The sequence below is a fragment of the Micromonospora sp. WMMB235 genome (assembly GCF_001855515.1).
Lineage (GTDB): Bacteria > Actinomycetota > Actinomycetes > Mycobacteriales > Micromonosporaceae > Micromonospora > Micromonospora aurantiaca.
On the sequence record NZ_MDRX01000001.1, the window covers coordinates 2,003,255 to 2,030,000 of the forward strand.

A 26,746-nucleotide genomic window follows, 5' to 3' on the forward strand; every position below is an offset into this window, starting at 1 on the left:
CCGGCGTCGCACCCGCTGTCGGCGCACGTGGGGCCGGTGCCGGCCCTCCCCCGGCGCTCCCGTGGCCCTCTCCCGGGCCTCCTCCGGCCCTCCTCCGGCCCTCCTCCGGCCCGGGTCCGGCCCGGGTCCGGCCCGGGTCCGGCCCGGGTCCGGCCCGGGTCCGGCCCGGGTCCGGCCCGGGTCCGGCCCGGGTCCGGCCCGGGTCCGGCCCGGGTCCGGGCCCTTGATCGACACCAGCTCGCCGATGTGGTGCCTTCCACCGGGCCTCGACCCCGCCACCTCCCCGAACCGGCGGGCGGCAGTCCTGGCGGGCCACGCGGGCGGGGTCAGCGGGCGGGGATGTCCGAGGACGCCGGGGTCGGCTGTGCGGGCACCTGCGCCCCGCGGGCCGTGCCAGCGGCGCGCGGCCCGTCCGGCGCCCCCGTGCCAGCGGCGCGCGGCCCGTCCGGCGCCTCCGTGCCAGCGGCGCGCGGCCCGTCCGGGCCAGCGGGGCGCGGCCCGTCCGGCGCCTCCGTGCCAGCGGCGCGCGGCCCGTCCGGCGCCCCCGTGCCAGCGGCGCGCGGCCCGTCCGGCGCCTCCGTGCCAGCGGCGCGCGGCCCGTCCGGGCCAGCGGGGCGCGGCCCGTCCGGCGCCTCCGTGCCAGCGGCGCGCGGCCCGTCCGGGCCAGCGGGGCGCGGCCCGTCCGGCGCCTCCGTGCCTGAGGAGTCCTGCCCGTCCGGTCCGGCCGGCTCCCCGGCCTCCCCCGGGTCGCCGGCACCGTCGCCGGCCACGCCGTCGCCGGCCGCGCCGTCGCCGTCCGCACCGTCACCGGCCGAGCCGTCGGCAGCCGACCGACCACCACCCGCACCGTCGCCACCCGCACCGTCGCCACCCGCACCGTCGCCGGCCGGGCCGCCGGCCGCGCCGCCCCTGGAGGAGTCGTCCGGTCCGCCCGGTGGGACCGCGCCCGTCTCGCCGCCGCCACGCCCGCTGTCGGGCACCGTACGGTCGGTGGAGTGGTCGAGCACCCGCAGCGCCGCCAGGGCCGCCATGGGCACCACGAGGGCCGCCGCCGCGCCGGCCACGTCCAGCGCCGACCCGCCGAGGAGGCCGCCCAGCCCGACGGCCACGCCGGTGCCGGCCATCGCCGCCCGGATCGCCGGGTAGATGCCGAACAGCCGCATCAGCCCGCCCCAGGGCTGGAGCAGCGCGAGCCAGACCAGCGCGGCCCCGGCCAGGGCCAGCACGGTCAGCGGGCTGTTCACCAGCGTCTGGATGTTGGAGCTGCTGGACCGGTGCACGGTGAGCCCGCCGGTGCCGTCGCCCACAGCGGCCAGGAACCGGCCCAGGCTGCCCCGCTCGTCGGCGGGACGGCCGAGGTCGACCAGGGCGAAGCCGACGGTGACCGCCAGCGCGGCCATGGTCGCCCAGGCCAGCCGGCTCACTGTCAGCCAGCCGCCGCTGCAGATCGCGGCCGCGACGCTGACGCCGGCGGTGAGCGCGATCGCGCCGATCGAGTCGGCCCCCAGGTACGGGCTGCCCACTATCACCACTGCGAGCCCGCCGACCGTCACCATCACCATCGGCCGCCAGCCCTTGCGGAACCGCTGGGCGAGCCAGCCGCCGCACAGCAGCGCCCCGGCGATGAACACGCCCAGCCCGACGGTGCCGAGCCCGGCGTACCGGCCACCCTCCAGCGCCGAGTAGCCGACCACGCCGTTGAGCTGCAACCGGGAGCCGGTGAGCACGTCCACTCCGACGACGAGCGTGGCCAGCCCGGCGACCGCCCCGAGCGGACCGAGCGTGCGCTCGTGTCCGGGACTGAACCGGACCGCGGCGGTGCCGCCGACGATGAGCAGCGCGGTCACCGAGGCGTACCAGAGGCCCGCGTGGTCGCCGCGCCACCAGGGCACGGCGTCGGCGAGCAACGCTGCGGGCACTGCCAGCGCGGCGGCGATCAGCAGCAGTTCCACCACCGCCACGATCCGCGGGGACACCGGTTCCGGCCCGTGCGGTCCGGCGAGCCGGCGGGCGCGGCGCAGCAGCGGCAGCACCGCCACCGCGAGGGCGAGCTGGGCGGCGGCGAGCAGCGTGAAGAACCAGCCGGCGACGCGGCGCTGGGCGGCTGCCTCCCGGTCCGCGTCGGCCGGCGCCTCGATCGCGGCCCGCAGGTCGTCCGGCCGGTCGTCGACAGTCACCGCGGGCCGGCCGAGGAACGCCCGTTCCGGCATCGGCTTGTCGAGCACGGCGAGCACGGTCGGGGCCAGGTCGATCAGTTGCAGGTAGCCGGACCGGGCGGTGCTGGGCGAGGTCAGCCAGCCGCCCTCCCAGCCGGGTCCGTCGGCGATCGCGACGTGCAGCCGCGCCGGGGAGTCGGTGTCGGACACGCCCGCGACGAGCACCAGCGAGCGCGGCGGCCGGGCGGCGAGCACCCGGGCCAGCCGGGCGTCGGCCTGCCGCGCCTGGGCGGCCCGTACCTCCGGGTCGTCGTCGTCGACGGTGCCGACGTCGACGATGCTCAGCACGCAGGAGCCGAGCAGTTCCGCCGGCTTCTCCGGGAGCGTGGGCGCGTACCTGTCGACCCGGCCGAACGGGCGGGCGGCGGCCACGGCGGCGCCCGGGCCGACGGCCACCGAGCAGCGCACCGACTCGGCCAGCGCGCCGGGTGTGGCGCCCCAGGAGAGCTGCTCCTGGTTGTGCGCCACCGCGCTGGGCTGGTCGGGCAGGTTCGCGCCGATGCCGTCGGGCCGCTCGACTGTCACACCGGTGGCCGGGCAGCCACCGCCCGGGCGGGCGCCGGGCCAGGCGGCGAAGTTCCCCGCGCCGAGCGTGAGCCAGCCGTCGACCGGGCAGGTGGGGCGGTGCGCGGAGCGTACCGAGAGCGACCCGATCGCGCCCTGCTCGGCCATCCGCCACAGCGTCGGCGTGTTCTCCGGGTCGACGTCGTCCCACCGCAGGCCCGCCGCGCCGACGAGCACCACGAAGTCGGCGCCGGGCCGGGTCGCACCCTCGTCCGGGCGGGCGGAGAGCGCGGTGATGCCCAGCGCCACCACGACCAGCGTCAGCAGCACCGGGGTCAGTCTGCGCAGCATCAGCGGTTCCCGGTGGAGAGCTGGGGTGTCAGCTCGGCGTAGAGGCCGGCGAGCGCGGCCACGGTGTCCGCCTCGGTGGGCCAGGTCGCGGCCCGCGCCAGGCCGCGACGGCCCAGATCGGCCCGGCGTACGGGGTCGTCGAGCAGGTCACGCACGGCCGCGTCGACGGCGTCCACGTCGCCCGGCGGCACCAGCACCGCCGCGTCGCCGACCAGGTCCGGCAGCCCGCCGACGGCGGTCGCGACGAGCGGTACGCCCGCCCGCAGCGCCTCCTGCGCGAACAGCTGGCGGGCCTCCCAGTCGCTCGTCACCACCGCCAGGTCGGCGGCGCCCAGCAGGTCCGCCACGTCGGTACGGTGCCCGAGCAGCGTCACCGGCGCGCGGGCGGCCGAGATCCGGGCGGCCAGCGGCAGGTACGCCGGACCGCTGCCGGCGATCACCACGAGCGGGGCGGGAGTACGGGTCCGCCAGCGGGCGGCGGCGTCGATCAGCACGTCGTACCGCTTCTGCGGGTGCAGCCGGCCCACCGAGAGGATCAGCTGCTGGTCGGCGGCGACCGCGAACTCGGCGCGTACCGCCGTGCGGCGGCGCCGCGGCGCGGGCAGCGCCGGCGCGGCGACCGGGGCCAGGCGGGCGTCGGCGGCGCCGAGCGCGGCGGCGCGGTCGACCAGGTCGGCGGAGGCGCCCAGCGCGACCCGCACGGACCGGGCGACGACCCGCTCGACCAGCCGGGACACCGCGCCGCGCAGGCCATTGGCGAGGACCGCGTTGTGCCAGGTGACGACCAGCGGCGCGGCGGGACGGGCGAGCGCGGCCACCAGGCCGGCGCGCAGCCCGTGCGCGTGCACCACGTCGACGGGTTTGTCAGCGAGCGCCCGGCGCAGCGCGGTGACCGCGCGCGCGTCGCCCGGCGTGGGGCTGGCCGGGATCTCCACCGGCGTGAACCGGGCCCCGGCGCCGGTGAAGTCGAACTGTTCCTCGGTGGCGGCCGGGCCGCAGACCAGCACGGACGCGCCGGCCTCGGTCAGCCCTCGGGTGATCGAGCGCACGTGCTGCCCGACCCCGCCGGTGCTGGAGGCGAGCACCAGGGCCACCGACCCGGGCCAGCGCGGTGCCGGCGAGGCGTCCGTCATGAGGAAACGGTCTCCCTTCCGTCACCCCGCTCGCCGGGGTGCTGCTGCGCCGGCGGGCCGTCGTCCCCGCCGGCCGGGCGTCGCCGGCGCAGCCGGCGGGTCACGGTCGCGAGCAGCGGCCGCAGGTCGCGGGCGTCGGTCAGCCAGGCGACGGCGAGGAACAGGACACCGACCACGACCCCGGACAGCATGCCCTGCGCGAGGGCCCACGGTGTCGTCGGGGTGCCGTCACCGAGCCCGGCGAGTCCCGCCGAGACGGCCGCTCCGCCGGCTCCGGCGACGACGGCCGCGAGCAGCCCGGCGGCGCCGGCCCGGCCGACACCGGCCAGCGCCTCGCCACCGGCGGCCCGCCGGACCGCGGCGATCAGCAGCACGCCGAGCAGCAGCATGCCGGCCGAGGTCGCCAGCGTCACCGCGAGCACCCGGTCGGCCAGCGGCGCCACCTGCGCGGACACCACGGCGAGCGCGGGCACGCTGAGCCAGCCGAGCGCGGTGGCCACTGTGGCCGCGCGGGTCTCTCCCCGCGCGTACAGCGCGCGGGTGAGCACCGCGAACAGGCCGTAGCCGACCAGGCCGGGCGCGAAACCGGCGATCCCGGCCGCCGCGGTGCGCGCGTCGAGCGCATCGGAGAAGAAGAAGTGCCCGACCGGGATCGCGGTGCCGACGAGCGCGGCGGCGCCGAGCAGGCTGAGCAGCACGACCCCGCGTACCGCCGGGGCCAGGGTCTCCCGGTAGGCGCGCTCGTCGCCGGTGGCCCGGGCCGCGACGAGCGTCGGGTACGCGGCCACCGCGAGCGGCACGGCCAGCACCGCCCAGGGCAGGAAGTAGACGGTCTGGGCGAGGTTGTAGACGCTGACGTCGGCGGTCCGGCCGTAGGTGACCTGGTTGAGCGCGACGACCAGGGCGATCTGCTGGGCGGCCACGGTGACCGCCCCGGCGACCACCAGACCGCCGACCCGGGCGCGGGCGTCGGCGGGGAAGCGGTAGCCCGGCCGGATCCGCAGCCGCAGGCGGCGCACCGGGATCAGCAGCGACAGTGAGAGCACCACCACGCCGAGCGTGGTGCCGGCGGACAGCAGCAGCTCGCCGCCGCGTCCCGCCTCCCCGATCGTGGCCAGCCGCCCCTGCTGCGCGGTGAAGCCCAGGTAGACGGCGATGACCGTGACGCTCGACAGCAGCGGCGCGATCACCGGCCAGGCGAAGCGGCGGTGCGCCTGGAGCACACCGGTCAGCACGATCCCCACGCCGTACAGCGGCAGCTGCGGCGCGAAGACCCGCAGCATCCGCGCCCCGGACGCCTGCTGGGCCTCGCTGAGACCGTTCCCGATCAGGCCCGGCAGCGGGTCGGCGAACAGCGCCAGCAGCATCGCCAGCGGGACCAGCAGGCTCAGCGTCCAGGTCAGCAGCGCGCCGGTGGTGGCGGCCACCGCGCGCCGGTCACCCGCCTCGACGGCGCCGGCCAGCAGCGGTACGACGAGACTGGCGAGCGCCCCACCGGCGACGATCTCGAAGATGAAGTTCGGGACGTAGTTGGCCACCAGGTAGGCGCCGCCGAGATCGGTGGGGCCCAGCATCCAGGTGAACACGGCGGTACGGCCGAAGCCGGCGAGCCGGCTGAGGACGGTGAGGACGGCGATGAGGGCGGCCGCCCCGGCGACCCGGCCGGCGGCGGCGAGAGGAGCCGGTTTCGTCACGTCAGTCCGGGAGCCGGCCCAGCTCGTCGAGGTGCCGCAGTCCCGGGGTCCGCGCGATGACCTGGGTGAAGCTGACCTTCTCGCTGGCCGCGGTGAGCGCGGCGAGCACGGCCAGCACGCCGGCCCGGCCCAGCGGCCCGGTACGCGCGGCGAGGCTCACGCCGAGCAGCGCGCCGAGAGCGTTGGCGCCGCTGTCGCCCACCATGACGCGCTCGCCGAGGTCGTCGCCGACCAGCGCGGCCGACGCGCCCACGGCGCCCGCGGCGAGGCCGCCGTACGGGCCGGCGGTCAGCGGCGCGCCGAGCAGTATGCCGGACTTCAACGCCCGGCCGGGCCGCAGGTCGAGCAGGTTGACCAGGTTGGCGGTGCCGGCCACCACGCCGGCGCCGAGCAGCACGTCGAGCCCGCGGCCGAACGCACCGGCCCGCCGGCGGCGCGGGTGCGCGGCGACCCGCCGGTCGGCGGCGAGCAGCGCGGCGGCGCCCAGCCCGGCCACGCCCACCCCGGCGACCTTGACCATCCCGGCGGTGACCTGACCCTCGCGCAGCGCGGCGAGATGCCCGGCGAACCCCTTCGCGGCCTTCTGTTCGGGGCGGGCGCCGACCACGTCGTCGTAGAGGCCGACAGCGCCCGCGCCGAGCCCGGCGACGAGCGCGGCGGCGCCGGCCGGGGCGCTACCGGCGCCCAGCGCGGCCCCGGTGGCCGCGCCGACGGCCAAAGCCGGACCGGCGGCCAGGGTCACCGTGCGGCCCCGGTAGTTGGTGCGCTCCAACGCCGGCCCGCCCGGCGACGTACGCGTCTGACGCAGCACGTAGCGGGCGGCCAGCGCTCCCGCGCCCACGGCCAGCAGCCGACCCAGTCTCACGGGACCTCCTCGATCCGGACTTCGAACGCGACGCGGGCACGGACCGGGCGGCCCGGAGCGGTCACCGGGGCAGTGTAGGCACCCGGGCGGCGGCGTTGTCGCCCACGCCGTACTGGCCGGTCTTCTTCTCGGTGAGCTGCTGCGCCAGGGCGAGGCTGGTGACCAGCTGGCCCTGCACGGTGTTGGCGTTGTCGACGGTGGAGATGGTCTGCGACAGCACCGGGTCGCCGCGGACCACGGAGACGAGGTTGCCGCCGGTCGAGCCCATGCCGGCGACCACGAGCGCGCCGGCCCGGTCGAACTGCTCGGCGATCTTCACCACCGACTCGTCCTTCTTCGCCGAGTCCTTGTCCACGTACGGCTGGCCGGTGACCATCACCACCGCCTCGGCGGCGGTGGAGATCCGGTCCGCCGGGGTGAGGTAGCCGGCGGTGGCGTACTGCTCCAGCACGGCGCGCCGGTCGGCGTCGCTGACCGGCGGGCTCCCGGCCGGGCGGTCCACCAGCACGTTGGCCAGCAGCGCGCTGGAGGTCTCCACGCCGTGCCCGTTACCGGGCAGGTTGCCGGTGGGGGCGCTGTTCGGGCGGGCGGCGGTGACCGCCAGCTCCAGCAGGTTGTTGTTGCTGTCCGGGTTGACGAACTTGTCCTGCACGTCGATGCGGCCGGTGACGTCGGCGCCGGCGGTCTGGAGCATCTTCACCACGCCCTCGGCCTGGTCCCGGCCGCTGGGCAGGGTGAGCACCAGCACCCGGCGGCCGGTCAGCTTGCCGGGCAGGACGAGCTGGGCCATCTCGGCGGCGAAGTCCTCCTCGGTCTCCAGCTGCTTCTGCATGCTGTTGACCGACTGGCGCATCAGCGAGTTGTCCTTGCGCAGGCCGTTGACGTTCTCCCGGAGCGAGTCGGCGACCGGCCCGTTGAGGGCGGCTGTGCCGACCACCAGGCCGATCGCCAGCGCCAGGAACACCGCGGTCAGGGACACCACGTGGTAGCGAAAGTTGATCACGCTTGCAGCCTCTTGATCGTCGGGGAGCTAGAAGAGCTGGCCGAGCTGGAACACGAAATTGTCCCACCATTCGGAGACCACGCCCAGATACGCCTTCCCGACGGTGGAGACCGCCACCGCGGAGGCCATCGCGGCCACCGCCGACAGGACCAGCAGCAGCAGCGACGACCCGGAGATGCTCTGCCGGTAGAGCCGGCTGACGCCCTTGGCGTCGACCAGCTTGCCACCGACCTTCAGCCGGGTCAGGAACGTCGACGCCATGCCGCCGCGCCCCTTGTCGAGGAACTCCACCAGGGTGGCGTGCGTGCCGACCGCCACCAGCAGCGACGCGCCCTTCTCGTCGGCCAGCAGCATGGCCAGGTCCTCGCTGGTGGCCGCCGCCGGGAAGGTGATCGCCGGTACGCCGAGCCCGTTGACCCGGGCCAGGCCCGGCGCCCGCCCGTCCGGGTAGGCGTGCACGATCACCTCGGCGCCGCAGCGCAGCACGTCGTCGGTGACCGAGTCCATGTCCCCGATGATCATGTCTGGGGTGTAGCCCGCCTCGACCAGCGCGTCGGCGCCGCCGTCCACGCCGATGAGCACCGGCTTGAACTCCCGGATGTACGGGCGCAGCACGTCCAGGTCGGCCTTGTAGTCGTAGCCGCGCACCACGATCAGGCAGTGCCGGCCCTGGATCTGGGTCTGGATCTCCGGCACGCCGACGCCGTCGAGCAGCAGGTCGCGTTCCTGGCGCAGGTAGTCCATCGTGTTGGCGGCGAACGCCTCCAACTGCACCGACAGGCCCTCCCGGGCGTCGGCCATCGACTTGGCCACTGTTTCGGCGTCCTGCAACGAGCCGTGCGCGACCGGATCGTCGCCGACGAAGACGGTGTTGCCCTCGATGCGGACCCGGTCGCCCTCGCGGACCTGCTCGAAGACGCTCTCGCCGAGGTCGTCCAGCAGCGGGATGCCGGCCGAGACCAGCACCTCCGGGCCGAGGTTGGGATAGCGGCCGGAGACCGACGGCTTGGCGTTGAGGACCGCCGCCACACCCACCGCGACGAGCGAGTCGGCCGCCACCCGGTCCAGGTCGACGTGGTCGATGACCGCGATGTCGCCGGGTCGCAGCCGCCCGACCAGCCGTTTCGTCCGGCGGTCGAGGCGCGCGGTGCCGACGATGGAGCCCGGCTCCGGGTTCCGGCTCCGGCGCAGTGTGGGTAGACGCATCGTGACCATCCTGGCATGTGAGGCAGGTTTTGCTGTCGCGACATGCCTGAGCAGGGCCGCCTACCCAGGGAAGCACACCGGAACCCGCGCCGGTGTGCTTGCGCTCACAATCGGGGTATCACGGACGCCTTTCCTTGGCCGCCACGGCCAGGAGCTCCTCGGCATGGGCGATACCCAGATCCGAGTCCGGCAAACCGGCGAGCATCCGGGCCAGTTCCCGGGCGCGCTCGGTGTCCTCCACCACGCGCACCCCGCTCGTGGTGACCGCTCCCCCGGTGTCCTTGGCCACCACCAGATGCCGGTCGGCGAACGCGGCGACCTGCGGCAGGTGCGTGACCACGAGCACCTGGTGACTGCGGGCCAGCCGGGCCAGCCGACGGCCGATCTCCACCGCGGCCTGGCCGCCGACACCGGCGTCGACCTCGTCGAACACCAGCGTGGGCGGGCCGCCGGAGCCGGCGAAGACCACCTCGATGGCGAGCATCACCCGGGACAGCTCACCGCCGGACGCGCCCTTCTGCAACGGCAGCGCCGGCGCGCCCGGGTGCGCCAGCAGCCGCAGCTCCACCTCGTCGGCGCCGTCCGCGCCGACGCCGGTCTCGACGCCGTTGACCGGCAGGCTCGGCTCGGACCGGCCCGCCGGTCGCGGCAGCACCGCCACCTCGATGCGGGCGTGCGGCATCGCCAGCCCGGCCAGCTCGACTGTCACCTCCTCGGCGAAGCGGACCGCCGCCTCCCGCCGGGACGCCGACACCCGGCCGGCCAGGTCGGCCACCTCACCGGCGAGCCGGGTCGCCTCGCGGTCCAGCTCGTCCAGCAGCTCGTCGGAGGTGTCCAGATCGGACAGCCGCGTGCGGGCCCGCTCGGCCCACGCCACCACGCCGTCGACGTCGTCGGCGTACTTGCGGGTGAGCGCGCGCAGCGCGGCCCGCCGCTCGTAGACGGTCTGCAGGCGGGCCGGGTCGGCGTCCAGCGCGGCCAGGTAGGCCGACAGCTCCGCGGCCACGTCGGTGACGAGCGTGGCCGCCTCCTCCAGCCGGGCCGCCAGCTCACCCAGCGCCGGGTCGGTGCCGGCCTGCGCCTCCAGCGTGCGCCGCGCGGTGCCGAGCAGCACCGTCGCGTCCGGCGTCTCGTCGGTCGCCTCGACGCCGCCGGCCACGCACTGCTGCGCCACCTGCGCGGCGGTACGCAACCCCTCGGCGTGCTCCAGCCGCTGCGCCTCGGCCTTCAGCTCGTCGTCCTCCCCCGGCTGCGGGTCGACCCGGGTGATCTCGTCCAGGCCCAGCCGCAGCAGGTCGGCCTCCTGGTTGCGCTCGCGGGCGTTGCGCCGCCGGTCGGCCAGGTCGTCGACGACGGTGCGCCACCGGGCGTACGTCTCGCGCAGCGCGTCGAGCAGCTTCTCGTGCTCGGGCCCGGCGAACCGGTCGAGCGAGGCGCGCTGCTCGGCCGGGCGCAGCAGCCGCAGCTGGTCGGACTGGCCGTGCACTGCGAGCACCTGCTCGCCGACCTCGCCGAGCGTGGACACCGGCATGGCGCGCCCGCCCAGGTGCGCCCGGGAGCGGCCCTCGATGGTCACGGTGCGGCTGAGCAGCAGCGAACCGTCCTCGTCGGGCTCGCCGCCGGCGTCGAGGATGCGGGCGTGCACCGCCTCGGCCACCCGGCCGCTCAGGCGCAGCCGGCCCTCCACCGCCGCGCGGCCCGGCTGGGCGCGCACCCGGCCGGCGTCGGCGCGGCCGCCGAAGAGCAGGCCGAGGCCGGTCACCACCATGGTCTTGCCGGCGCCGGTCTCGCCGGTGATGACGTTCATCCCCGCGGCCAGCGGCAGCGTGGTGTCCTCGATGACGCCCAGTCCGGTGATGCGCAGCTCTTCCAGCACAGCACCCGACAGTAGCCCCGCCGTGTGACAGTTGACCAGCCGGCAGGGCGAGCCGCAGGCACCCGTACAGTTCAGCCCCGTGCTGGAGGAGATCGGCCTGACCCCGGACGAGGAGGAGCTCTACCGCAGCCTGGTACGGGCGAACACGGCCCGGGCCGGTGAGCTCGCACAGCGGCTGGGACGGCCCCGCGCGGAGGTCGCCGCCCGGCTGGACGCCTTGCGGGACAAGGGTCTCGTGCTGCCGACCGGGCCGGAACCGGACGCGCCGCTGCGGCCGCTCGCGCCGGACGTGCCGTTGGGCGAGGCGCTGCTGCGCCGCCAGTCAGCGCTGGAGGAGGCCCGCGCCGCTGTCAGCCGGCTCGCCGAGGACTACCGGGCCGGGATGCGGAGCCACGACGCCGCGCACCTGGTCGAGGTGGTCACCGGCGCGCGGGGGCTGCGGGAACGGCTGCGCGAGCTGCAGAACGGCGCGCGCGAGGAGGTGCTCTGGTTCTGCCGGGCGAACCCGCTGGCGATGCCCGGGCCGGAGAACGTCGAGGAGTTCGACGCGCTCGCCCGCGGCGTGCGCTACCGGGCCATCTACGAACGGGCCATGCTGCTGGAGCCGGGCGCGCTCGCGGACGTGGAGCGGGGCGTACGCGCCGGGGAGCAGGCCCGGGTGCTGGACCGGCTGCCGGTGCGACTGGCCGTGGTGGACGGTCGTACCGCGGTGTGCCCGCTGGTGCCCGACCGCGACGGCGGGGAGCCGACGGCCGCGGTGATCGGCCGCAGCCAGTTGCTGGACGCCCTGCTGGCGCTCTTCGAGAGCCACTGGCTGATGGCGACGCCGCTCGGCACGCCCGCCGACCGGGCCGCCACCGGCTACCAGCCCGACGGCGACGAGGCGCGGCTGCTGTCGCTGTTCGTCGCCGGGGTGCCGGACAAGTCGATCGCGTCACAGCTCGGGGTGAGCCGGCGTACCGTGCAGCGGCGGCTGGCCGACCTGATGGCCGCCGCCGGTGTGGACACCCGGCCCGGGCTGGCGTTCCAGGCCGCCCGGCGCGGCTGGATCTGACCGGGGCCGGGGCGGGACGGCCCCAGGACCGCCCCGCCCCGGCGTCTCATCGCAGCCCGTACGCGTCGATCACGGTCTGCGTCACGGTGCTGCCGGACCGGTCCCGCGCCGAGACGCGCAGCGACACCGTGCCGCGCCCGGCCGGCACCTCGGCGGTGAACCGGGTGCCGGAGCCGCGTACCGGCGCCGTACGCCAGGTGCGTCCGCCGTCGAACGACACCTCGGCGCGTACCGTCGTGCCGGCCGGCGCGGGCAGGCCGGCCGGGTGGCGCAGCGTCAGCCCGACGGTGTGCTTCCGCCTGCCGGGCACCTCGCCGCGCAGGTCGGCCGGCACCCGGTAGTCGACCTGGAGCAGCGGCAGCGGCCGGGCCGCGTCACCGGACGGGCGGGCCGAGGTGAACTCCCACGCCGTCTCGGTACGGGTCGCCCACCGCCATTCCGCCGACGACCGTGCCGTTGTCACGTCGAGGCGGTAGCGGGCCGGACCGGCGGTGGCAGGCACCGGCGCCCAGCCGGCGGACAGGTCGGCGATCGGCTGCCCGTCGCGGCTGACCCGGCGGGTCACCGTGTCCTGCTCCTCGGACCGGTTGTCCACGCCGGCGTGACCGTCGGCGTCGACGAACTCGGCCACCCGCAGGTCGAGCGTGTCAGCGGTCCGGCTCGGCGCGACCGTACCGGCCGGCACGGCGGGGCGTACCAGCGGCGTGTGCCACGACTCGGTGGTCCGGTCGGTGGCCGCGTGGCGCCGGGGCCGGTCGGACAGGCCGCCGGTCAGCGTCCCCATGCTGGAGAACATCAGCCGGTGCAGCACCCGGTGCTGCCACCACGAGTCACCGGAACTGACGTACTCCCGCCGGGTCGTCCCGGTACGCACCATCCGCTGGTCGTCGTTCCAGGAGAACTCCTGCCAGGGCCGCCACCCGAACCGCTGCTCGGTGGCCCAGTCCAGGCCGCCGGTGTCGCCGTAGCGCGCGGTCACCTCGGCGGTGTTCGCGGCGGTGACCCGGTGGAGGATCCGCTCCGGCACCCGGCCCTTCGACACCTGGAACACGTCGTAGAGGTACGGGCTGTCCACGGTGAGCGTCAGGTCCATCCGGGCCCGGCCGGTACGCGCCGCCGCGAGCATCCGCTGCCCGTCGTCGTACGCCACCGCGAGCGCCGGTGCCGGCAGCCGCTCCCCGGTCGGACGCCACACCGTCCACGCGCTCTGGTCCGCCGGCCGGACGATCAGCACCGCCTTCGCGCCGGCCGCCGCCGCGGCGGCCACCTGTTCCTCCTCGGACCGGTCGGCGGACGCGGTGAGCAGCGCCGCCGCGCCCCGCACGCCGGCCAGCTCACCGGGTGCGCCGGTGCCGGCGGCGACCAGGCGCAGCCGCTGCCGCCCGGCCGGGGCCGGTGACTGACCCATCAGGTTGACGTCCAGCGCGCCGGACACGCCGCTGACGTCGATGTCGACCATCGGTGCGACGAGCTGCCAGCGCGAGGAGAACTCGAACTCGCCGTGGCGCACCTGCCGGGTCGGGGTGACGTTGAGCTGCTGCACGGTGCTGAACGTCATCACGCCGTGGTCGACCTGCCGGCCGTTGGCGAACACCCGGTGCTGGTAGAAGCTCAGGACGGCCCGCTGCTCGGACGGTTTCGGCGTCTCGATCCGTACCGGCGTGCCGCGCCGCGGGTCGAGCACCACCGTGAGGTCCCGGTCCACTGTCAGCTCCGGGTCGGTGACCAGGGTGAGCTGCTCGTCCAGCGGCGCGCCGTGCTCGATCAGCGCGTGCAGCAGGTACGGACCCTCCTCCACCTGGATCCGCCACTCGTCGCCGACGCCGAGCCAGCCCATCGCGTCCGACTCCGGGTGCTCGCCGAACAGCGTCACCACCGGCGACGATCCGGGCCGCCCGGCCAGGTCCAGCGCGCGCAGCGTCACGGTGTGCTGCGGGCCGCTGAGCGTGAGCCCGACCGCGGTACGCACCGTCACGCCGTCCGTGCCGGTGGCGACCAGCCAGCCGCCGTGCGGGCCCCGGTCCAGCCGGGCCGGGTCGGCGCGCAGCGGCACGTCCACACCGCCGCCCGCCGGCACCGTCACCGTGCCGGCGTCGAGTGTCAGGCCGTCGGTCTCGGCCGCGCCGCTGTCCAGGTTGCGCAGCTCCAGCGCCAGACGCAGCGTCTGCGCGGCTTCGGTGCCGTTGACGTAGCGCACCGTCCGGGTCGCGGCCGGCCCGCCGGTGGTCAGCCGGCCGAAGTCGGCGGTGGCCGTGCCGTACACCCGCTGGCGCAGCGCCCGGGCCACGTCGACCCGCCCGGCGCCCTGCTCGAACACCGTCGCGCCGGTGCTCGGGCGGGTGGAGCTGACCAGCGCGTCCTTCAGTTGCGCGGCGGTCCATCCGGGATGCTCCTGGGCGAGTACGGCGGCCGCGCCCGCGACGTGCGGCGTGGCCATCGAGGTGCCCGAGGCGCGGGTGTAGGCGTTGTCCACAGGCGTACCCATGGTGGTGCCGGCGGCGCGGGCGGCGACGATGCCGACGCCCGGCGCGGTGATCTCCGGCTTCAGGCCGTTGTCGCCCAGGCGCGGGCCGCGGCTGGAGAAGTCGGCGAGCACGTCGTCGCGGTCGACGGCGCCGACGGTGAGCGCGGCGGTGGCCGCGCCGGGCGAGCCGACGCTGCGCGGCTCACCGTCGTTGCCGGCGGCGATCACGAACAGCGCGCCGGTTTCGGCGGTGAGGTCGTTCACGGCCTGGCTCATCGGGTCGGTGCCGTCGGTGGGCGCGCCGCCGAGGCTCATGCTGACCACCTTGGCGCCGGAGCGCGCGGCCCACTCCATGCCGGCGATGATGCCGGAGTCGTAGCCGGAGCCGGAGTCGTCGAGCACCTTGCCGACCAGCAGCCGCGCGCCGGGCGCGACGCCCTTGCGCAGCCCTGCGGAGGCCGCGCCGCTGCCGGCGACGGTGGCCGCCACGTGGGTGCCGTGGCCGTGGCCGTCCCGGGCGCTGCCGCCGCCGGTGAAGTCGCGCGCCTCGGCGACGCGGCCGGCCAGGTCGGGGTGGTCGGCGTCCACGCCGGTGTCGAGCACCGCGACCCGCACGCCGGCGCCGTCGCGCCCGGCCGCCCACGCGGCGGGCGCACCGATCTGCGGGACGCTGTGCTCCAGCGCCACCCGGGCCCGCCCGTCCAGCCACACGCGCTCCACGCCCGCGCCGAGCCGGACCGGTCCGGCACCCGCGGTGCGGGCCTGCGGCGTCTCCCGCAGCGACGTCCACAGCGCGCCCAGGTCGTCCTTGTCGACACGCAGCGCGGCGCCGTTGATGCTGGACAGCGGACGGGACTCGGCGGCGACGGCGAGGGGGCGCACCCGCCCGGCGGCCGGTTCCCGGTAGCGCACGATCAGCGGCAGCGCCGTGAGGCCCGCGTCGCCGTAGCCCTGCTCGGCCAGTTCCTGCACGTCGAACAGGTCCGGGTCGAGCACGCCCGCCGACACGTACGGCACGACGTCGGCGGGGAGCACCCGCAGCCCGCCGTCGGCCTGCGTGGTCTGGAAGACGATCCGGTCCCGGCCCGGCCCGGGGTGGACAGTGGCGGCGATCCGGCCCGGCGCGGCCTGGACCAGCTCGACCTGGTCGCCGGTGATCAGCGTGACGCGGGCGGGCTTCGCGCCCGGGGCGGATGTGCCCGGGGGCGGGCCGGCGGGCCGGGCGGGCGGTACGGCGGACGCCGGTACGGCGAGCCCGACCACCAACGCCCCGGCCGCGCCGGCGGCGAGCCAGCGGGGGAACCGGTGCATGTGACGCTCCTCTACTCCGAGGCCGGCCTCGTGAGACCGGCGATCGGAGTCTGCGACGGCGTCCGCCACCTGGTCACCGGGTACGGGCCGCCGCACCGGCGACATGTCGCCAGGTGGACACGAGCACGACGGAGTGGAGGCCGGGACGCCGGAGACCGTGTCGCCCAGCTCGCGTGCCGCCGCTTCCTCCGGCGGCGGCCCTGCGACCTGTCGGCCCGGCCGGGGTCGACACCCGACCGAACACGGCGTGCCGGTCCGCCCGCCGCGGCCGGCTACGACGCTCCGGCGTCCCGACCGTCGCGGCCCCGACCACCCCCTGGCCGAGCCCGCGACAGGTGGGCCGCATCCGGGAAGCGGCGGGCCTCACCGCCGCGCCCGGACTCACCTCTTCGCGGCCCGTACGCCCACCGTAACGCGCGCGAGCGCCGGGACCGGTGGGCCGAACGGAGATTTCCGCTGAGCCGCTGGTCAGCGACGGTTGCCCCGCCAGCCCTGGACGGGAAGGTCGAACTTGGCCACCAGCCGGTCGGTGAACGGGCGGGCCCGCAGCCGCACGATGCGCACCGGCAGCGTGCCCCGGCGCACAGTCACCCGCGCGCCCGGCGGCAGGTCGTAGACGCGCCGCCCGTCGCAGCAGAGCACGGCCAGTGTGGTGAACGGGTCGACGGTGATGACGAACGTCGACGTGGGCGCGGTCACCAGCGGGCGGCTGAACAACGCGTGCGCGCTGATCGGCACCAGCAGCAGCGCCTCCACCTCGGGCCAGACCACCGGCCCGCCGCCGGAGAACGCGTACGCGGTCGAGCCGGTGGGGGTCGCGCAGATCACGCCGTCGCAGCCGTACCGGGACAGCGGCCGGCCGTCCACGTCGACGAGCAGCTCCAGCATCTGGGCGCGTTCGCCCTTCTCCACGCTGATCTCGTTGAGCGCCCACGACTCGATGGTCGGCCCGCCCTCGAACTCGGCTGTGACGTCCAGGGTGAGTCGTTCGTCCACCGTGTAGTTGCGGTCGACCACGTCACGGACGGCGGTGTCCAGGTCGTCGATCTCCGCCTCGGCGAGGAAGCCGACCTTGCCCAGGTTGATGCCGAGCAGCGGCACCTTGGCCGGGCGGGCCAGCTCGGCGGCGCGCAGGAACGTGCCGTCCCCGCCGAGCGCGAACACGATCTCGGCGCCCTCGGCGGCCTCCGGGCCGGTCACCGGCACCACGCCCGGCAGGTCCAGGTCGTCGGCCTCCTCGGCCACCACACGCACCTCGAACCCGGCGGCGATCAGGTCGGCTGCCACCGCGCGGGCGTGCTCGGTGCTGCGTCGACGGCCGGTGTGCGTGACCAGCAGCGCGGTACGGCTCACCCGGACACCTCCTCGGTCGTGGCCGCCGTCGCGGCGGCGCCCTGCGGGCCGGCGGCCACCACCGCGCGGACCCGCTCCGGATCCGCGGCGGGCGCGTCCCCGCGCAACCATACGAAGAACTCGACGTTGCCGCTCGGCCCGGGCAGCGGGCTGGCCGCGACACCGGCCAGGCCGAGGCCCAGCCCGGCGGCGGCAGCGGCCACGTCCAGCACCGCCTCGGCGCGCAGCGCCGGATCGCGGACCACACCGCCGGCGCCGACGCGCTCCTTGCCGACCTCGAACTGCGGCTTCACCATCAGCGCCAGGTCACCGCCGGGCCCGGTGCACGCCGCAAGCGCCGGCAGCACCAGCCGCAGCGAGATGAACGACAGGTCGGCCACCGTCAGGTCGACCGGGCCGCCGATCGCCTCCGGCGTGAGGGTACGCACGTTCGTGCGCTCGAACACCCGCACCCGCTCGTCGGTCCGCAGTGACCAGGCGAGCTGCCCGTAGCCGACGTCCACGGCGACCACCTCGGCGGCGCCGCCGCGTAGCAGCACGTCGGTGAAACCGCCTGTCGACGCGCCCGCGTCCAGGCAGCGCCGGCCGGTGACGGTCAGCCCGCCGGGGGCGAACGCGGCGAGCGCGCCAGCCAGCTTGTGGCCGCCCCGGGAGACGTACTCCTGTGCCGGGTCCTCGCCGGTGACCAGCAGCGGGTCGGCCGGGTCGACCATCGCCGCGGGCTTGCGCGCCTGCACTCCGCGCAGCTGGACGCGACCGGCCTCCACGAGCGCGGCGGCCTGTTCCCGGGAGCGGGCCAGCCCGCGCCGGACCAGTTCGGCGTCCAGCCGGGTACGACGAGCCATCAGGTGTGTCTCCGCCTCTGCTCAGGCCTGGTCGATGGTGGCGAGGGTCTCGCGCAGCGTCTCGTACGCCGCCTCGTACTGGGCGATCTGGTCGGCCGGGGCGAGCGCCTCGGCGTTGGCCATGCCGAGTACGGCCGCGTCCACCGCCGGGTGCCGCGCCTCGCCGATCTCCTCGGCCGGCGCGGGGCGTACCCCCGGGGGCGGTCCGGGCCGCGGACCCGGCGGCGGGCCGGGCCGGGGCGCGGTCACGAGCCGGCCGCCCGGCGCCCGGTGGCCTTCTTCGCCGGCCGGGCGGGCGCGGCGGGCGAGCCGTCGGCGGGGGTACGGACCACGGTGGCCGGCGGCTTCTTCGCGATCGCCTTCTTGGCCACCGTCTTCTTCGCCACCGCCTTCGTCGGCGTCGTCGCGGGGGCCTTGGCCGGCGTCGTGGCCGGGGAGGACTCGGCGGCGGGCGAACCGGTCTTCGGCGCCGCGCCTGTTCCGGACGGCGCGGCGGCGGGCGGCGTGTCGCCCGGCCCGAGGTGGCCGCGCGCCTCGCGCAGCTGCCGCTCCAGGTCGTGCACCCGGCGGGTCAGCTCGGCGACCTCGTCGGCGGTGGCCAGCCCGACCGCGCCCAGCGCCCGGTCCACCTCGAAGCGGACCAGCTTGGTCAGCGACTCCCGGTTCGCCAGGCCGGTCGCGACCAGTTCCTCGGCGAGCGTCTGGAGCTGGGCGGCGGTCGCGCCGCCCTGGCCGACGACGCGCATGACCGCGTCCTGTGCCTTCTTCCGGGGCGCCTCCGTCAGGCCCATGGCCAGCTCGAGGTAGGCGCGCCACGCGTCCTGCATGCCTGAGTCCTTCCGCGGGGCGAGGTGTGCAGGTGCCACGCTACCGGGCACCCCGGACACCCCATTGCGGTACGGTGCCGGGAACGGCGTGGTTCGTGGTGAGGAGACGATGTGGCCAGCGTGGACGAGTGCCGGCAGGCGTTGCACGACCTGGCCGCGCGGCTGGACCGCAACGCCGAGGCACAGGGACGCATCGACCTCGACCGCACCCTGGCCTGCCGGATCACCGACCTCGGCACCGCGTTCCACGGGCGGCTGGAGGGTGGCCGGCTGGTCGACCTGTCCGACGGCGACGACCCGAAGGCCAAGATCGCGCTGAGCACCGGCAGCGACGACCTCGTCGCGCTGGTGCACGGCCGGCTCGACGTCATGTCGGCGGTGGCCTCCCGGCGGGTGTCGATCAAGGCGAACCCGTTCGACCTGATGAAGCTCCGCAAGCTGCTCTGAGCGGCCCGGCGCCTCAGTCGTCCAGACCGAACGCGGCGAGGGCCTCCTCCGCCGCCGTGGACTGCGCCCGGACGCGCGGCCCGGCCCCGGTCGACCAGGCCACCGCGCAGAGCGCCGCGAGGGCCTCCAGCGGCGGTCCCGCGCCGTCGAGCACGAGGTCCGCGCCGGCCTCCGTCACCGACCAGCCGTCGTCTGCGGCCCGGCCCGGCACCGCCACCACTGCGGCCGGGTCGAACAGGCCCGCCAGGTCGAACGAGACGTACGCGGGGCGGCGCTCCTCGGGTGCGGCCAGCAGTTCGGCGGCGTCGCTGACGCCGGTGAGCACCAGCAGGCTGTCCAGCCCGGCCCGGCGGGCGCCCTCGATGTCGGTGTCCAGCCGGTCGCCCACCACGAGCGTGCGCCCGGTCCCGGCCCGCCGCGCGGCGGTGGTGAACAGCGCCGGCTCCGGCTTGCCCACCACCACGTCCGGGTCGCGGCCGAGCGCCGTCCGCAGCACCGCGACGAGCGAGCCGTTGCCCGGCAGCGGGCCACGCGGGCTGGGCAGCGTGCGGTCGGTGTTGGTGGCGTACCAGGGCGCGCCCGCCCGTACCGCCAAGGACGCCTCGGCCAGGTCGGACCAGCCGACCTGCGGGCCGTAGCCCTGGGCCACGGCGGCGGGCTCCTCGTCAGCAGTGGACACCGGCCGCAGGCCCACCGCGCGCAGCTCGGCGCGCAGCGCCTCCGCGCCGACCACGAGCACGGGTGCGCCCTCGGGCAGCCGGTCGCGGAGCAGTTCGGCGGTGGCCGCCGCGGAGGTGAGCACCTCCGCCGGCCGGGCCGCGACGCCCATGCCGGTGAGCAGGTCGGCCACCTCGCTGGAGCGGCGGGAGGCGTTGTTGGTCGCGTACGCGACCGCGCGCCCCTCGGCGTGCAGCCGGCCGACCGCCTCGACTGCGCCGGCAATGGGCCGGTCGATCAGGTAGATGACGCCGTCCAGGTCGAAGACGACGAGCGAGTACGCGTCGACCAGCCGACCGCCCGCCCCGGCGCGGTCGGGTTCGCCCCGATCCGCGCCGGAGGCGGTGTCACCGGCGTACCCGGTCATCGGCGGTCCGCCGCCTCGCCCTCGCCGTCCGCGGCGTCACCGGGCGCGGGCCGGTCGGCCTTGCCGTCCGGGGTGACGTCGGCGGCCGGCGCCTGGGCGTCGGCGGCCGGTGCGGTGGCCGGATCCTCGGTCGTGGCGGTGGTGGTCGGCGTGTCGGCGGCCGAGCCGGCCTCGGTGTCGGTCAGCTCGTCGTCGGCCAGATCGCCGGCGTCCCGGTCCCGGTAGCCGGCCCGTGCCGCGTCCCCGTCGACGCCCGAGGTGTCGTCGTCGCCGCTCAGCGGCGCGTCGTCATCCCGGTCGTCGTCGTCATCGTCATCGTCATCGTCATCGTCATCGTCATCGTCATCATCGTCGTCGTCATCGTCGTCATCGTCGTCATCGAGGTCGTCCTCGTCCTCGTCGTCCTCGTCCTCGTCGTCCTCGTCGTCGTCGCGGACGTCCTCGGCCGACGCCTCGGACGCGTCGGTGTCGTCCTCCGGCTCGTCGTCGCCCTCGATGACCACGCCGTCCAGCTCCAGCAGCCGCTCGGCGGCGTCGGTCTCCCCCTCGGAGTCGACGTCGGCGGCCCGGGAGAACCACTCCCGCGCCTCCTCGCGCCGGTCCACCGCCAGCAGGGCGTCCGCGTACGCGTAGCGCAGCCGCGCCGCCCACGGGTCGGTCGAGTCGCCGGTCAGCTCGCGCACCTGGAGCATCGCCACCGCGGCGTCCTTCTGCCCGAGGTCGCCGCGCGCCCCGGCGGCCACGATCAGCAGCTCGATCGCGACGGCCTGGTCGAGCTTGTCCCGGTCCGCGCCGCGGAACAGGTCGATGGCCCGCTCGGGCCGGCCCAGCGCCCGCTCGCAGTCCGCCAGCACCGCCAGGTGGCTCTGCAGGCCGCTCATCCGGTGGTACGTCCGCAGCTCGGCGATGGCGGTCTGCCACTCACCCGCGTGGTACGCGGCCAGCCCGACGGCCTCCCGCACGGCGGCGATCCGCGACGCGAGCCTGCGGGCCGCCATGGCGTGCGCCAGCGCCAGCACCGGGTCCTCGTCGATCAGCAGACCGGTCGCGACCAGGTGCCGGGCGACAGTCTCCGCCACCGGCTTGGCCAGGGAGAGAAGCTCCGCCCGGACGGCCGAGTCGAGGTCGCTCGCGACGACGTCGTCCGGCAGCTCCGGCGCCTCACCGGTACGCCCCTCGCCACGCTCGTCCTGGCGCTCCCGCTGCGGGCCGTAGTTGCCGGTCCGGCGGTCGTCGCCGCCCGGCCGGTCGCCGTAGCCACGGCGCTCACCGTCCCGCTCACCCCGGTAGCCGCCCGGCCGCCGGTCATCGCGCCGGTCGTCGCGCCGGAAGCCACGGTCGCGGTCGCCGCCGCGGAAGCCGCCGTCGCGGCGCTCGCCGCCGGCGTAGCTCTCCCGGCGGTTGTCGCCACCCTGGTAGCCGCCCTCGCGACGGTCCCCGCCACGGAAACCACCCTCGCGGGCGCCGCCTTCACGACGATCCCCACCACGGAAGCCACCCTCACGGTCGCCACCACGGAACCCGCCTTCACGACGGTCACCGCCACGGAAACCACCTTCACGGGCGCCGCCTTCACGACGATCCCCACCACGGAAGCCACCCTCACGGTCGCCACCACGGAACCCGCCTTCACGACGGTCACCGCCACGGAAACCACCGTCGCGGTCGCCACCGCGGAAACCGCCCTCACGACGGTCACCGCCACGGAAACCACCTTCACGGGCGCCGCCTTCACGACGATCCCCACCACGGAAGCCACCCTCACGGTCGCCACCACGGAACCCGCCCTCGCGGGCACCGCCTTCACGACGGTCCCCACCGCGGAAGCCACCCTCGCGGCGGTCACCGCCCCGGAAGCCACCCTCACGGCGGTCCCCACCGCGGAAACCGCCCTCACGGTCACCGCCACGGAAGCCACCCTCACGAGCGCCGCCCTCACGACGGTCACCACCACGGAAACCGCCCTCACGGCGGTCACCACCGCGGAAGCCACCCTCACGGTCACCGCCACGGAAACCGCCCTCGCGCCGGTCGCCACCGCGGAAGCCACCCTCGCGACGCTCACCACCGCGGAAGCCACCTTCACGACGGTCGCCGCCCCGGAAACCGCCCTCGCGGGCGCCGCCCTCACGACGGTCTCCACCACGGAATCCGCCCTCACGACGGTCACCACCGCCGAGGCCGCCCTCACGACGGTCGCCACCGCCGAAGCCGCCCTCACGGCGGTCACCGCCGCGGAAGTTGCCGTCGCGGGTGCCGCCTTCGCGGCGGTCGCCGCCACGGAAGCCACCCTCGCGACGCTCACCACCGCGGAAACCGCCGTCACGGTCGCCGCCCCGGAAGCCGCCTTCACGACGGTCGCCGCCCGGACGGCTTCCACTCCGGAAGCCACCCTCACGGTCGCCGCCACGGAAGCCGCCCTCGCGCCGGTCGCCGCCGCCGGAGCCGCCTTCACGACGGTCACCGCCACGGAAGCCACCCTCACGACGCTCACCACCGCGGAAACCGCCGTCACGGTCGCCACCGCGGAAACCGCCCTCGCGGCGATCGCCACCGCGGAAACCGCCTTCACGACGGTCACCGCCGCGGGCGCCACTGTCACGGTCGCCACCACGGAAGCCACCCGGGCGGTCGTCGCGGCCGCCCCGGTACGAGGGACGGTCATCGCGACGGCCGTCGCGGCCGGCGTCACCACGCCCCTGGCCGCGGTCGGCGCGATCCTCGTAACGACGGGGGCGGTCCCCGCCCTGGGGTCCTGAGCTCACAGGTACATCCTTCCTGATGGCGTTTCCGCCGAGAACGCTAACGCAGTCGAGGGCCGCCCCTGCTGGGGCGGCCCTCGACTGGAAGATTGTCCGGCGGTGTCCTACTCTCCCACACCCTCCCGAGTGCAGTACCATCGGCGCTGGAGGGCTTAGCTTCCGGGTTCGGAATGTGACCGGGCGTTTCCCCTCCGCCATGACCGCCGTAACTCTATGAACATGTCAACCAACCCAACAACATGGGTGGTGGTTTGTTCAGAGTTGCACAGTGGACGCGTAGCAGCTTAGTAGTCAAGTCCTCGGCCTATTAGTACCGGTCAACTGAACCCGTTACCGGGCTTACATTTCCGGCCTATCAACCCAGTCGTCTAGCTGGGGGCCTTACCCCACAAATGTGGGTGGGATACCTCATCTTGAAGCGAGCTTCCCGCTTAGATGCTTTCAGCGGTTATCCCTTCCGAACGTAGCTAACCAGCCGTGCCCCTGGCGGGACAACTGGCACACCAGAGGTTCGTCCGTCCCGGTCCTCTCGTACTAGGGACAGCCCTTCTCAAGTATCCTACGCGCACGGCGGATAGGGACCGAACTGTCTCACGACGTTCTAAACCCAGCTCGCGTACCGCTTTAATGGGCGAACAGCCCAACCCTTGGGACCTGCTACAGCCCCAGGATGCGACGAGCCGACATCGAGGTGCCAAACCATCCCGTCGATATGGACTCTTGGGGAAGATCAGCCTGTTATCCCCGGGGTACCTTTTATCCGTTGAGCGACACCGCTTCCACATGCCAGTGCCGGATCACTAGTCCCGACTTTCGTCCCTGCTCGACCTGTCAGTCTCACAGTCAAGCTCCCTTGTGCACTTGCACTCAACACCTGATTGCCAACCAGGCTGAGGGAACCTTTGGGCGCCTCCGTTACCCTTTAGGAGGCAACCGCCCCAGTTAAACTACCCACCAGACACTGTCCCTGAACCGGATAACGGTCCGAAGTTAGATACCCAAATCAACCAGAGTGGTATTTCAAGATTGCCTCCACCCATACTGGCGTATGGACTTCACCGGCTCCCACCTATCCTACACAAGCTAATTCAGATACCAATGTCAAGCTATAGTAAAGGTCCCGGGGTCTTTCCGTCCTGCCGCGCGTAACGAGCATCTTTACTCGTAATGCAATTTCGCCGGGCCTGTGGTTGAGACAGTGGGGAAGTCGTTACGCCATTCGTGCAGGTCGGAACTTACCCGACAAGGAATTTCGCTACCTTAGGATGGTTATAGTTACCACCGCCGTTTACTGGCGCTTAAGTTCTCCGCTTCGCTCGTGAGAGCTAACAGGTCCCCTTAACGTTCCAGCACCGGGCAGGCGTCAGTCCATATACATCGAATTACTTCTTCGCATGGACCTGTGTTTTTAGTAAACAGTCGCTTCCCCCTGCTCTCTGCGGCCATACAACGCTCCACCCGCGCGGGGCTTCACGTCTCCGGCCCCCCTTCTCCCTAAGTTACGGGGGCAATTTGCCGAGTTCCTTAACCACAGTTCGCCCGATCGCCTCGGTATTCTCTACCTGACCACCTGTGTCGGTTTGGGGTACGGGCCGCTAAGAACTCGCTAGAGGCTTTTCTCGGCAGCATAGGATCACTGACTTCACCTGAATCGGCTCGGCATCACGTCTCAGCCTATATGCGCCGCGGATTTGCCTACGGCACGGCCTACACGCTTACCCCGGCACAACCACCGGCCGGGCTCAGCTACCTTCCTGCGTCACCCCATCGCTTGACTACTACCCGCCAGGTTCCCACGCTCCCCACCATTGGTCCGAAGACCGCCGGCAGTTCGGGTGGTTAGCACAACGAGGTTCGTCAGGGTCGCTCTTTCGCGGGTACGGGAATATCAACCCGTTGTCCATCGACTACGCCTCTCGGCCTCGCCTTAGGTCCCGACTCACCCAGGGCGGATTAGCCTGGCCCTGGAACCCTTGGTCATCCGGCGGAAGGGTTTCTCACCCTTCTTTCGCTACTCATGCCTGCATTCTCACTCGTGCCGCGTCCACAACTGGGTCACCCCGCTGCTTCACCCCCGGCACGACGCTCCCCTACCCATCCACACACCTGCATACCCCATCAAGGAGGCACGAAGTTAAAATGTGAATGCCACAGCTTCGGCGGTGTGCTTGAGCCCCGCTACATTGTCGGCGCGGAACCACTTGACCAGTGAGCTATTACGCACTCTTTAAAGGGTGGCTGCTTCTAAGCCAACCTCCTGGTTGTCTATGCGACCCCACATCCTTTTCCACTTAGCACACGCTTAGGGGCCTTAGCTGGTGATCTGGGCTGTTTCCCTCTCGACTACGAAGCTTATCCCCCGCAGTCTCACTGCCGCGCTCTCACTTACCGGCATTCGGAGTTTGGCTGATTTCGGTAAGCTTGTGGGCCCCCTAGACCATCCAGTGCTCTACCTCCGGCAAGAAACACGCGACGCTGCACCTAAATGCATTTCGGGGAGAACCAGCTATCACGGAGTTTGATTGGCCTTTCACCCCTAACCACAGGTCATCCCCCAACTTTTCAACGTTGGTGGGTTCGGCCCTCCACGCGGTCTTACCCGCGCTTCAGCCTGCCCATGGCTAGATCACTCCGCTTCGGGTCTAGAGCATGCGACTAAAAACGCCCTATTCAGACTCGCTTTCGCTACGGCTCCCCCACACGGGTTAACCTCGCCACATGCCACTAACTCGCAGGCTCATTCTTCAAAAGGCACGCCGTCACCCCGCAAGGCTCCGACGGATTGTAGGCGAACGGTTTCAGGTACTATTTCACTCCCCTCCCGGGGTACTTTTCACCATTCCCTCACGGTACTTGTCCGCTATCGGTCACCAGGAAGTATTTAGGCTTACCAGGTGGTCCTGGCAGATTCACGGCAGATTTCAGGAGTCCGCCGCTACTCGGGAACACCCACAGAAGACCAGCAGCTTTCACCTACCGGACTATCACCGTCTACGGTCAGCCATTCCAGACTGTTCGACTAGCCACTGGCTTTGTAACTTCTCCAACAGATGTCAGTCTGTTGAGCAGGGTCCCACAACCCCGACCACGCAACCCCTGACAGGTATCACACGCCGCCGGTTTAGCCTCAATCCGCTTTCGCTCGCCACTACTCACGGAATCACTATTTGTTTTCTCTTCCTACGGGTACTGAGATGTTTCACTTCCCCGCGTTCCCCCCACACACCCTATGTGTTCAGGTGCGGGTGACATCACATGACTGATGCCGGGTTTCCCCATTCGGACACCCTGGGATCACAGCTTGGTTGACAGCTCCCCCAGGCCTATCGCGGCCTCCCACGTCCTTCATCGGCTCCTGGTGCCAAGGCATCCACCGTTCGCCCTTGACAACTTGACCACAAAGATGCTCGCGTCCACTGTGCAATTCTCAACAAACAACCAACCCACAACCCACAGCCCCACACCAGCAACCCGGCAACCGCCGGCGGTATGCGAGACCAGGCCATGCCTGGCGCCTCCACCCCCGGGAACATCGTCCACCAGAGGCATCTCAAGGCTCTGAAACAACAACCACTCGGGTTGTTCCTTCAGGACCCAACAGGGTGCTTACATCCTTCACCAGCCGCACCACAGTCTCGTTCCCACCACCCCGAAGAGCAGCTGTACTAGAGGAACCACGGCCGTTGCCGGCGCCGAACTTGCCAGTGTCTCCGCCATCTGAGCACCCCGACCCGACATTCGCGGGCCGCGG

Annotated in this window: 17 protein-coding genes and 2 rRNA genes; 3 read left to right on the forward strand and 16 right to left on the reverse strand. The window is 73.7% G+C overall.

Annotated features, from left to right (window positions below; all coding sequences use genetic code 11):
* Positions 1 to 326: 326 nt before the first annotated feature.
* From BFV98_RS07945 to recN, 7 genes are all read right to left on the reverse strand, one after another.
* On the reverse strand, positions 327 to 3,071 hold the full coding sequence (locus tag BFV98_RS07945) for a hypothetical protein (protein ID WP_369830063.1): 2,745 nt from the start codon (positions 3,069 to 3,071) through the stop codon (positions 327 to 329).
* Positions 3,071 to 4,204: a glycosyltransferase family 4 protein gene (locus BFV98_RS07950; protein ID WP_071095674.1), complete on the reverse strand. Its 1,134-nt coding sequence runs from the start codon at positions 4,202 to 4,204 to the stop codon at positions 3,071 to 3,073. The genes BFV98_RS07945 and BFV98_RS07950 overlap by 1 nt, the downstream gene beginning before the upstream one ends.
* On the reverse strand, positions 4,201 to 5,898 hold the full coding sequence (gene murJ, locus BFV98_RS07955; protein WP_030274378.1) for a murein biosynthesis integral membrane protein MurJ: 1,698 nt from the start codon (positions 5,896 to 5,898) through the stop codon (positions 4,201 to 4,203). The genes BFV98_RS07950 and murJ overlap by 4 nt, the downstream gene beginning before the upstream one ends.
* A 1-nt stretch (position 5,899) precedes the next feature.
* Positions 5,900 to 6,763, reverse strand: coding sequence for a hypothetical protein (locus BFV98_RS07960; protein ID WP_030274380.1), 864 nt, complete (start codon positions 6,761 to 6,763; stop codon positions 5,900 to 5,902).
* 61 nt (positions 6,764 to 6,824) lie between these two features.
* Complete coding sequence (locus BFV98_RS07965; protein WP_013285585.1) at positions 6,825 to 7,766, reverse strand: copper transporter; 942 nt, start codon at positions 7,764 to 7,766, stop codon at positions 6,825 to 6,827.
* A gap of 27 nt (positions 7,767 to 7,793) precedes the next feature.
* The gene (steA, locus tag BFV98_RS07970; RefSeq protein ID WP_013477411.1) at positions 7,794 to 8,972 is read right to left on the reverse strand and encodes a putative cytokinetic ring protein SteA; all 1,179 of its coding nucleotides are present in this window, start codon (positions 8,970 to 8,972) and stop codon (positions 7,794 to 7,796) included.
* Positions 8,973 to 9,090: 118 nt separating this feature from the next.
* Entirely contained in the window at positions 9,091 to 10,848 is a 1,758-nt protein-coding gene (gene recN, locus BFV98_RS07975) for a DNA repair protein RecN (RefSeq protein WP_013285583.1), read from the reverse strand.
* Between the two features lie 79 nt (positions 10,849 to 10,927).
* Between recN and BFV98_RS07980 the strand changes: the two genes are divergently transcribed.
* Complete coding sequence (locus BFV98_RS07980) at positions 10,928 to 11,902, forward strand: helix-turn-helix domain-containing protein (RefSeq protein WP_030274383.1); 975 nt, start codon at positions 10,928 to 10,930, stop codon at positions 11,900 to 11,902.
* 46 nt (positions 11,903 to 11,948) lie between these two features.
* Here BFV98_RS07980 and BFV98_RS07985 read toward each other — a convergent pair whose 3' ends face one another.
* The 5 genes from BFV98_RS07985 to BFV98_RS08005 form a co-directional block, all read right to left on the reverse strand.
* Entirely contained in the window at positions 11,949 to 15,677 is a 3,729-nt protein-coding gene (locus BFV98_RS07985) for a S8 family serine peptidase (protein ID WP_071095676.1), read from the reverse strand.
* Between the two features lie 468 nt (positions 15,678 to 16,145).
* Positions 16,146 to 17,030, reverse strand: a complete 885-nt coding sequence (locus BFV98_RS07990) for an NAD kinase (protein WP_013285580.1) — start codon at positions 17,028 to 17,030, stop codon at positions 16,146 to 16,148.
* Entirely contained in the window at positions 17,027 to 17,875 is an 849-nt protein-coding gene (locus tag BFV98_RS07995) for a TlyA family RNA methyltransferase (protein ID WP_013477413.1), read from the reverse strand. Before BFV98_RS07995 ends, BFV98_RS07990 begins: the two co-directional genes overlap by 4 nt.
* A 21-nt stretch (positions 17,876 to 17,896) precedes the next feature.
* The gene (locus BFV98_RS08000) at positions 17,897 to 18,124 is read right to left on the reverse strand and encodes a hypothetical protein (protein WP_013285578.1); all 228 of its coding nucleotides are present in this window, start codon (positions 18,122 to 18,124) and stop codon (positions 17,897 to 17,899) included.
* Complete coding sequence (locus tag BFV98_RS08005; RefSeq protein ID WP_030274387.1) at positions 18,121 to 18,702, reverse strand: phasin family protein; 582 nt, start codon at positions 18,700 to 18,702, stop codon at positions 18,121 to 18,123. Before BFV98_RS08005 ends, BFV98_RS08000 begins: the two co-directional genes overlap by 4 nt.
* Before the next feature lie 111 nt (positions 18,703 to 18,813).
* Between BFV98_RS08005 and BFV98_RS08010 the strand changes: the two genes are divergently transcribed.
* Positions 18,814 to 19,149, forward strand: a complete 336-nt coding sequence (locus BFV98_RS08010) for an SCP2 sterol-binding domain-containing protein (RefSeq protein ID WP_013285576.1) — start codon at positions 18,814 to 18,816, stop codon at positions 19,147 to 19,149.
* Positions 19,150 to 19,162: 13 nt separating this feature from the next.
* On the opposite strand, the gene BFV98_RS08015 is transcribed toward BFV98_RS08010, so the two are convergent.
* Positions 19,163 to 20,233 carry an HAD-IIA family hydrolase gene (locus BFV98_RS08015; RefSeq protein ID WP_071095678.1) on the reverse strand — a complete coding sequence of 357 codons (1,071 nt, stop codon included), beginning with the start codon at positions 20,231 to 20,233 and terminating at the stop codon, positions 19,163 to 19,165.
* The gene (locus BFV98_RS33055; protein WP_369830077.1) at positions 20,230 to 21,231 is read right to left on the reverse strand and encodes a Replicase polyprotein 1ab; all 1,002 of its coding nucleotides are present in this window, start codon (positions 21,229 to 21,231) and stop codon (positions 20,230 to 20,232) included. The genes BFV98_RS08015 and BFV98_RS33055 overlap by 4 nt, the downstream gene beginning before the upstream one ends.
* A 3-nt stretch (positions 21,232 to 21,234) precedes the next feature.
* Here BFV98_RS33055 and BFV98_RS32590 point away from each other — a divergent pair, with 3 nt between their 5' ends.
* Positions 21,235 to 22,992, forward strand: coding sequence for a hypothetical protein (locus BFV98_RS32590; protein WP_071095683.1), 1,758 nt, complete (start codon positions 21,235 to 21,237; stop codon positions 22,990 to 22,992).
* Positions 22,993 to 23,086: 94 nt separating this feature from the next.
* Here BFV98_RS32590 and rrf read toward each other — a convergent pair.
* Positions 23,087 to 23,203, reverse strand: a 5S ribosomal RNA gene (gene rrf / locus BFV98_RS08030).
* A 79-nt stretch (positions 23,204 to 23,282) separates the two neighbouring features.
* Positions 23,283 to 26,392 (reverse strand): 23S ribosomal RNA (locus tag BFV98_RS08035).
* Positions 26,393 to 26,746: the final 354 nt, after the last annotated feature.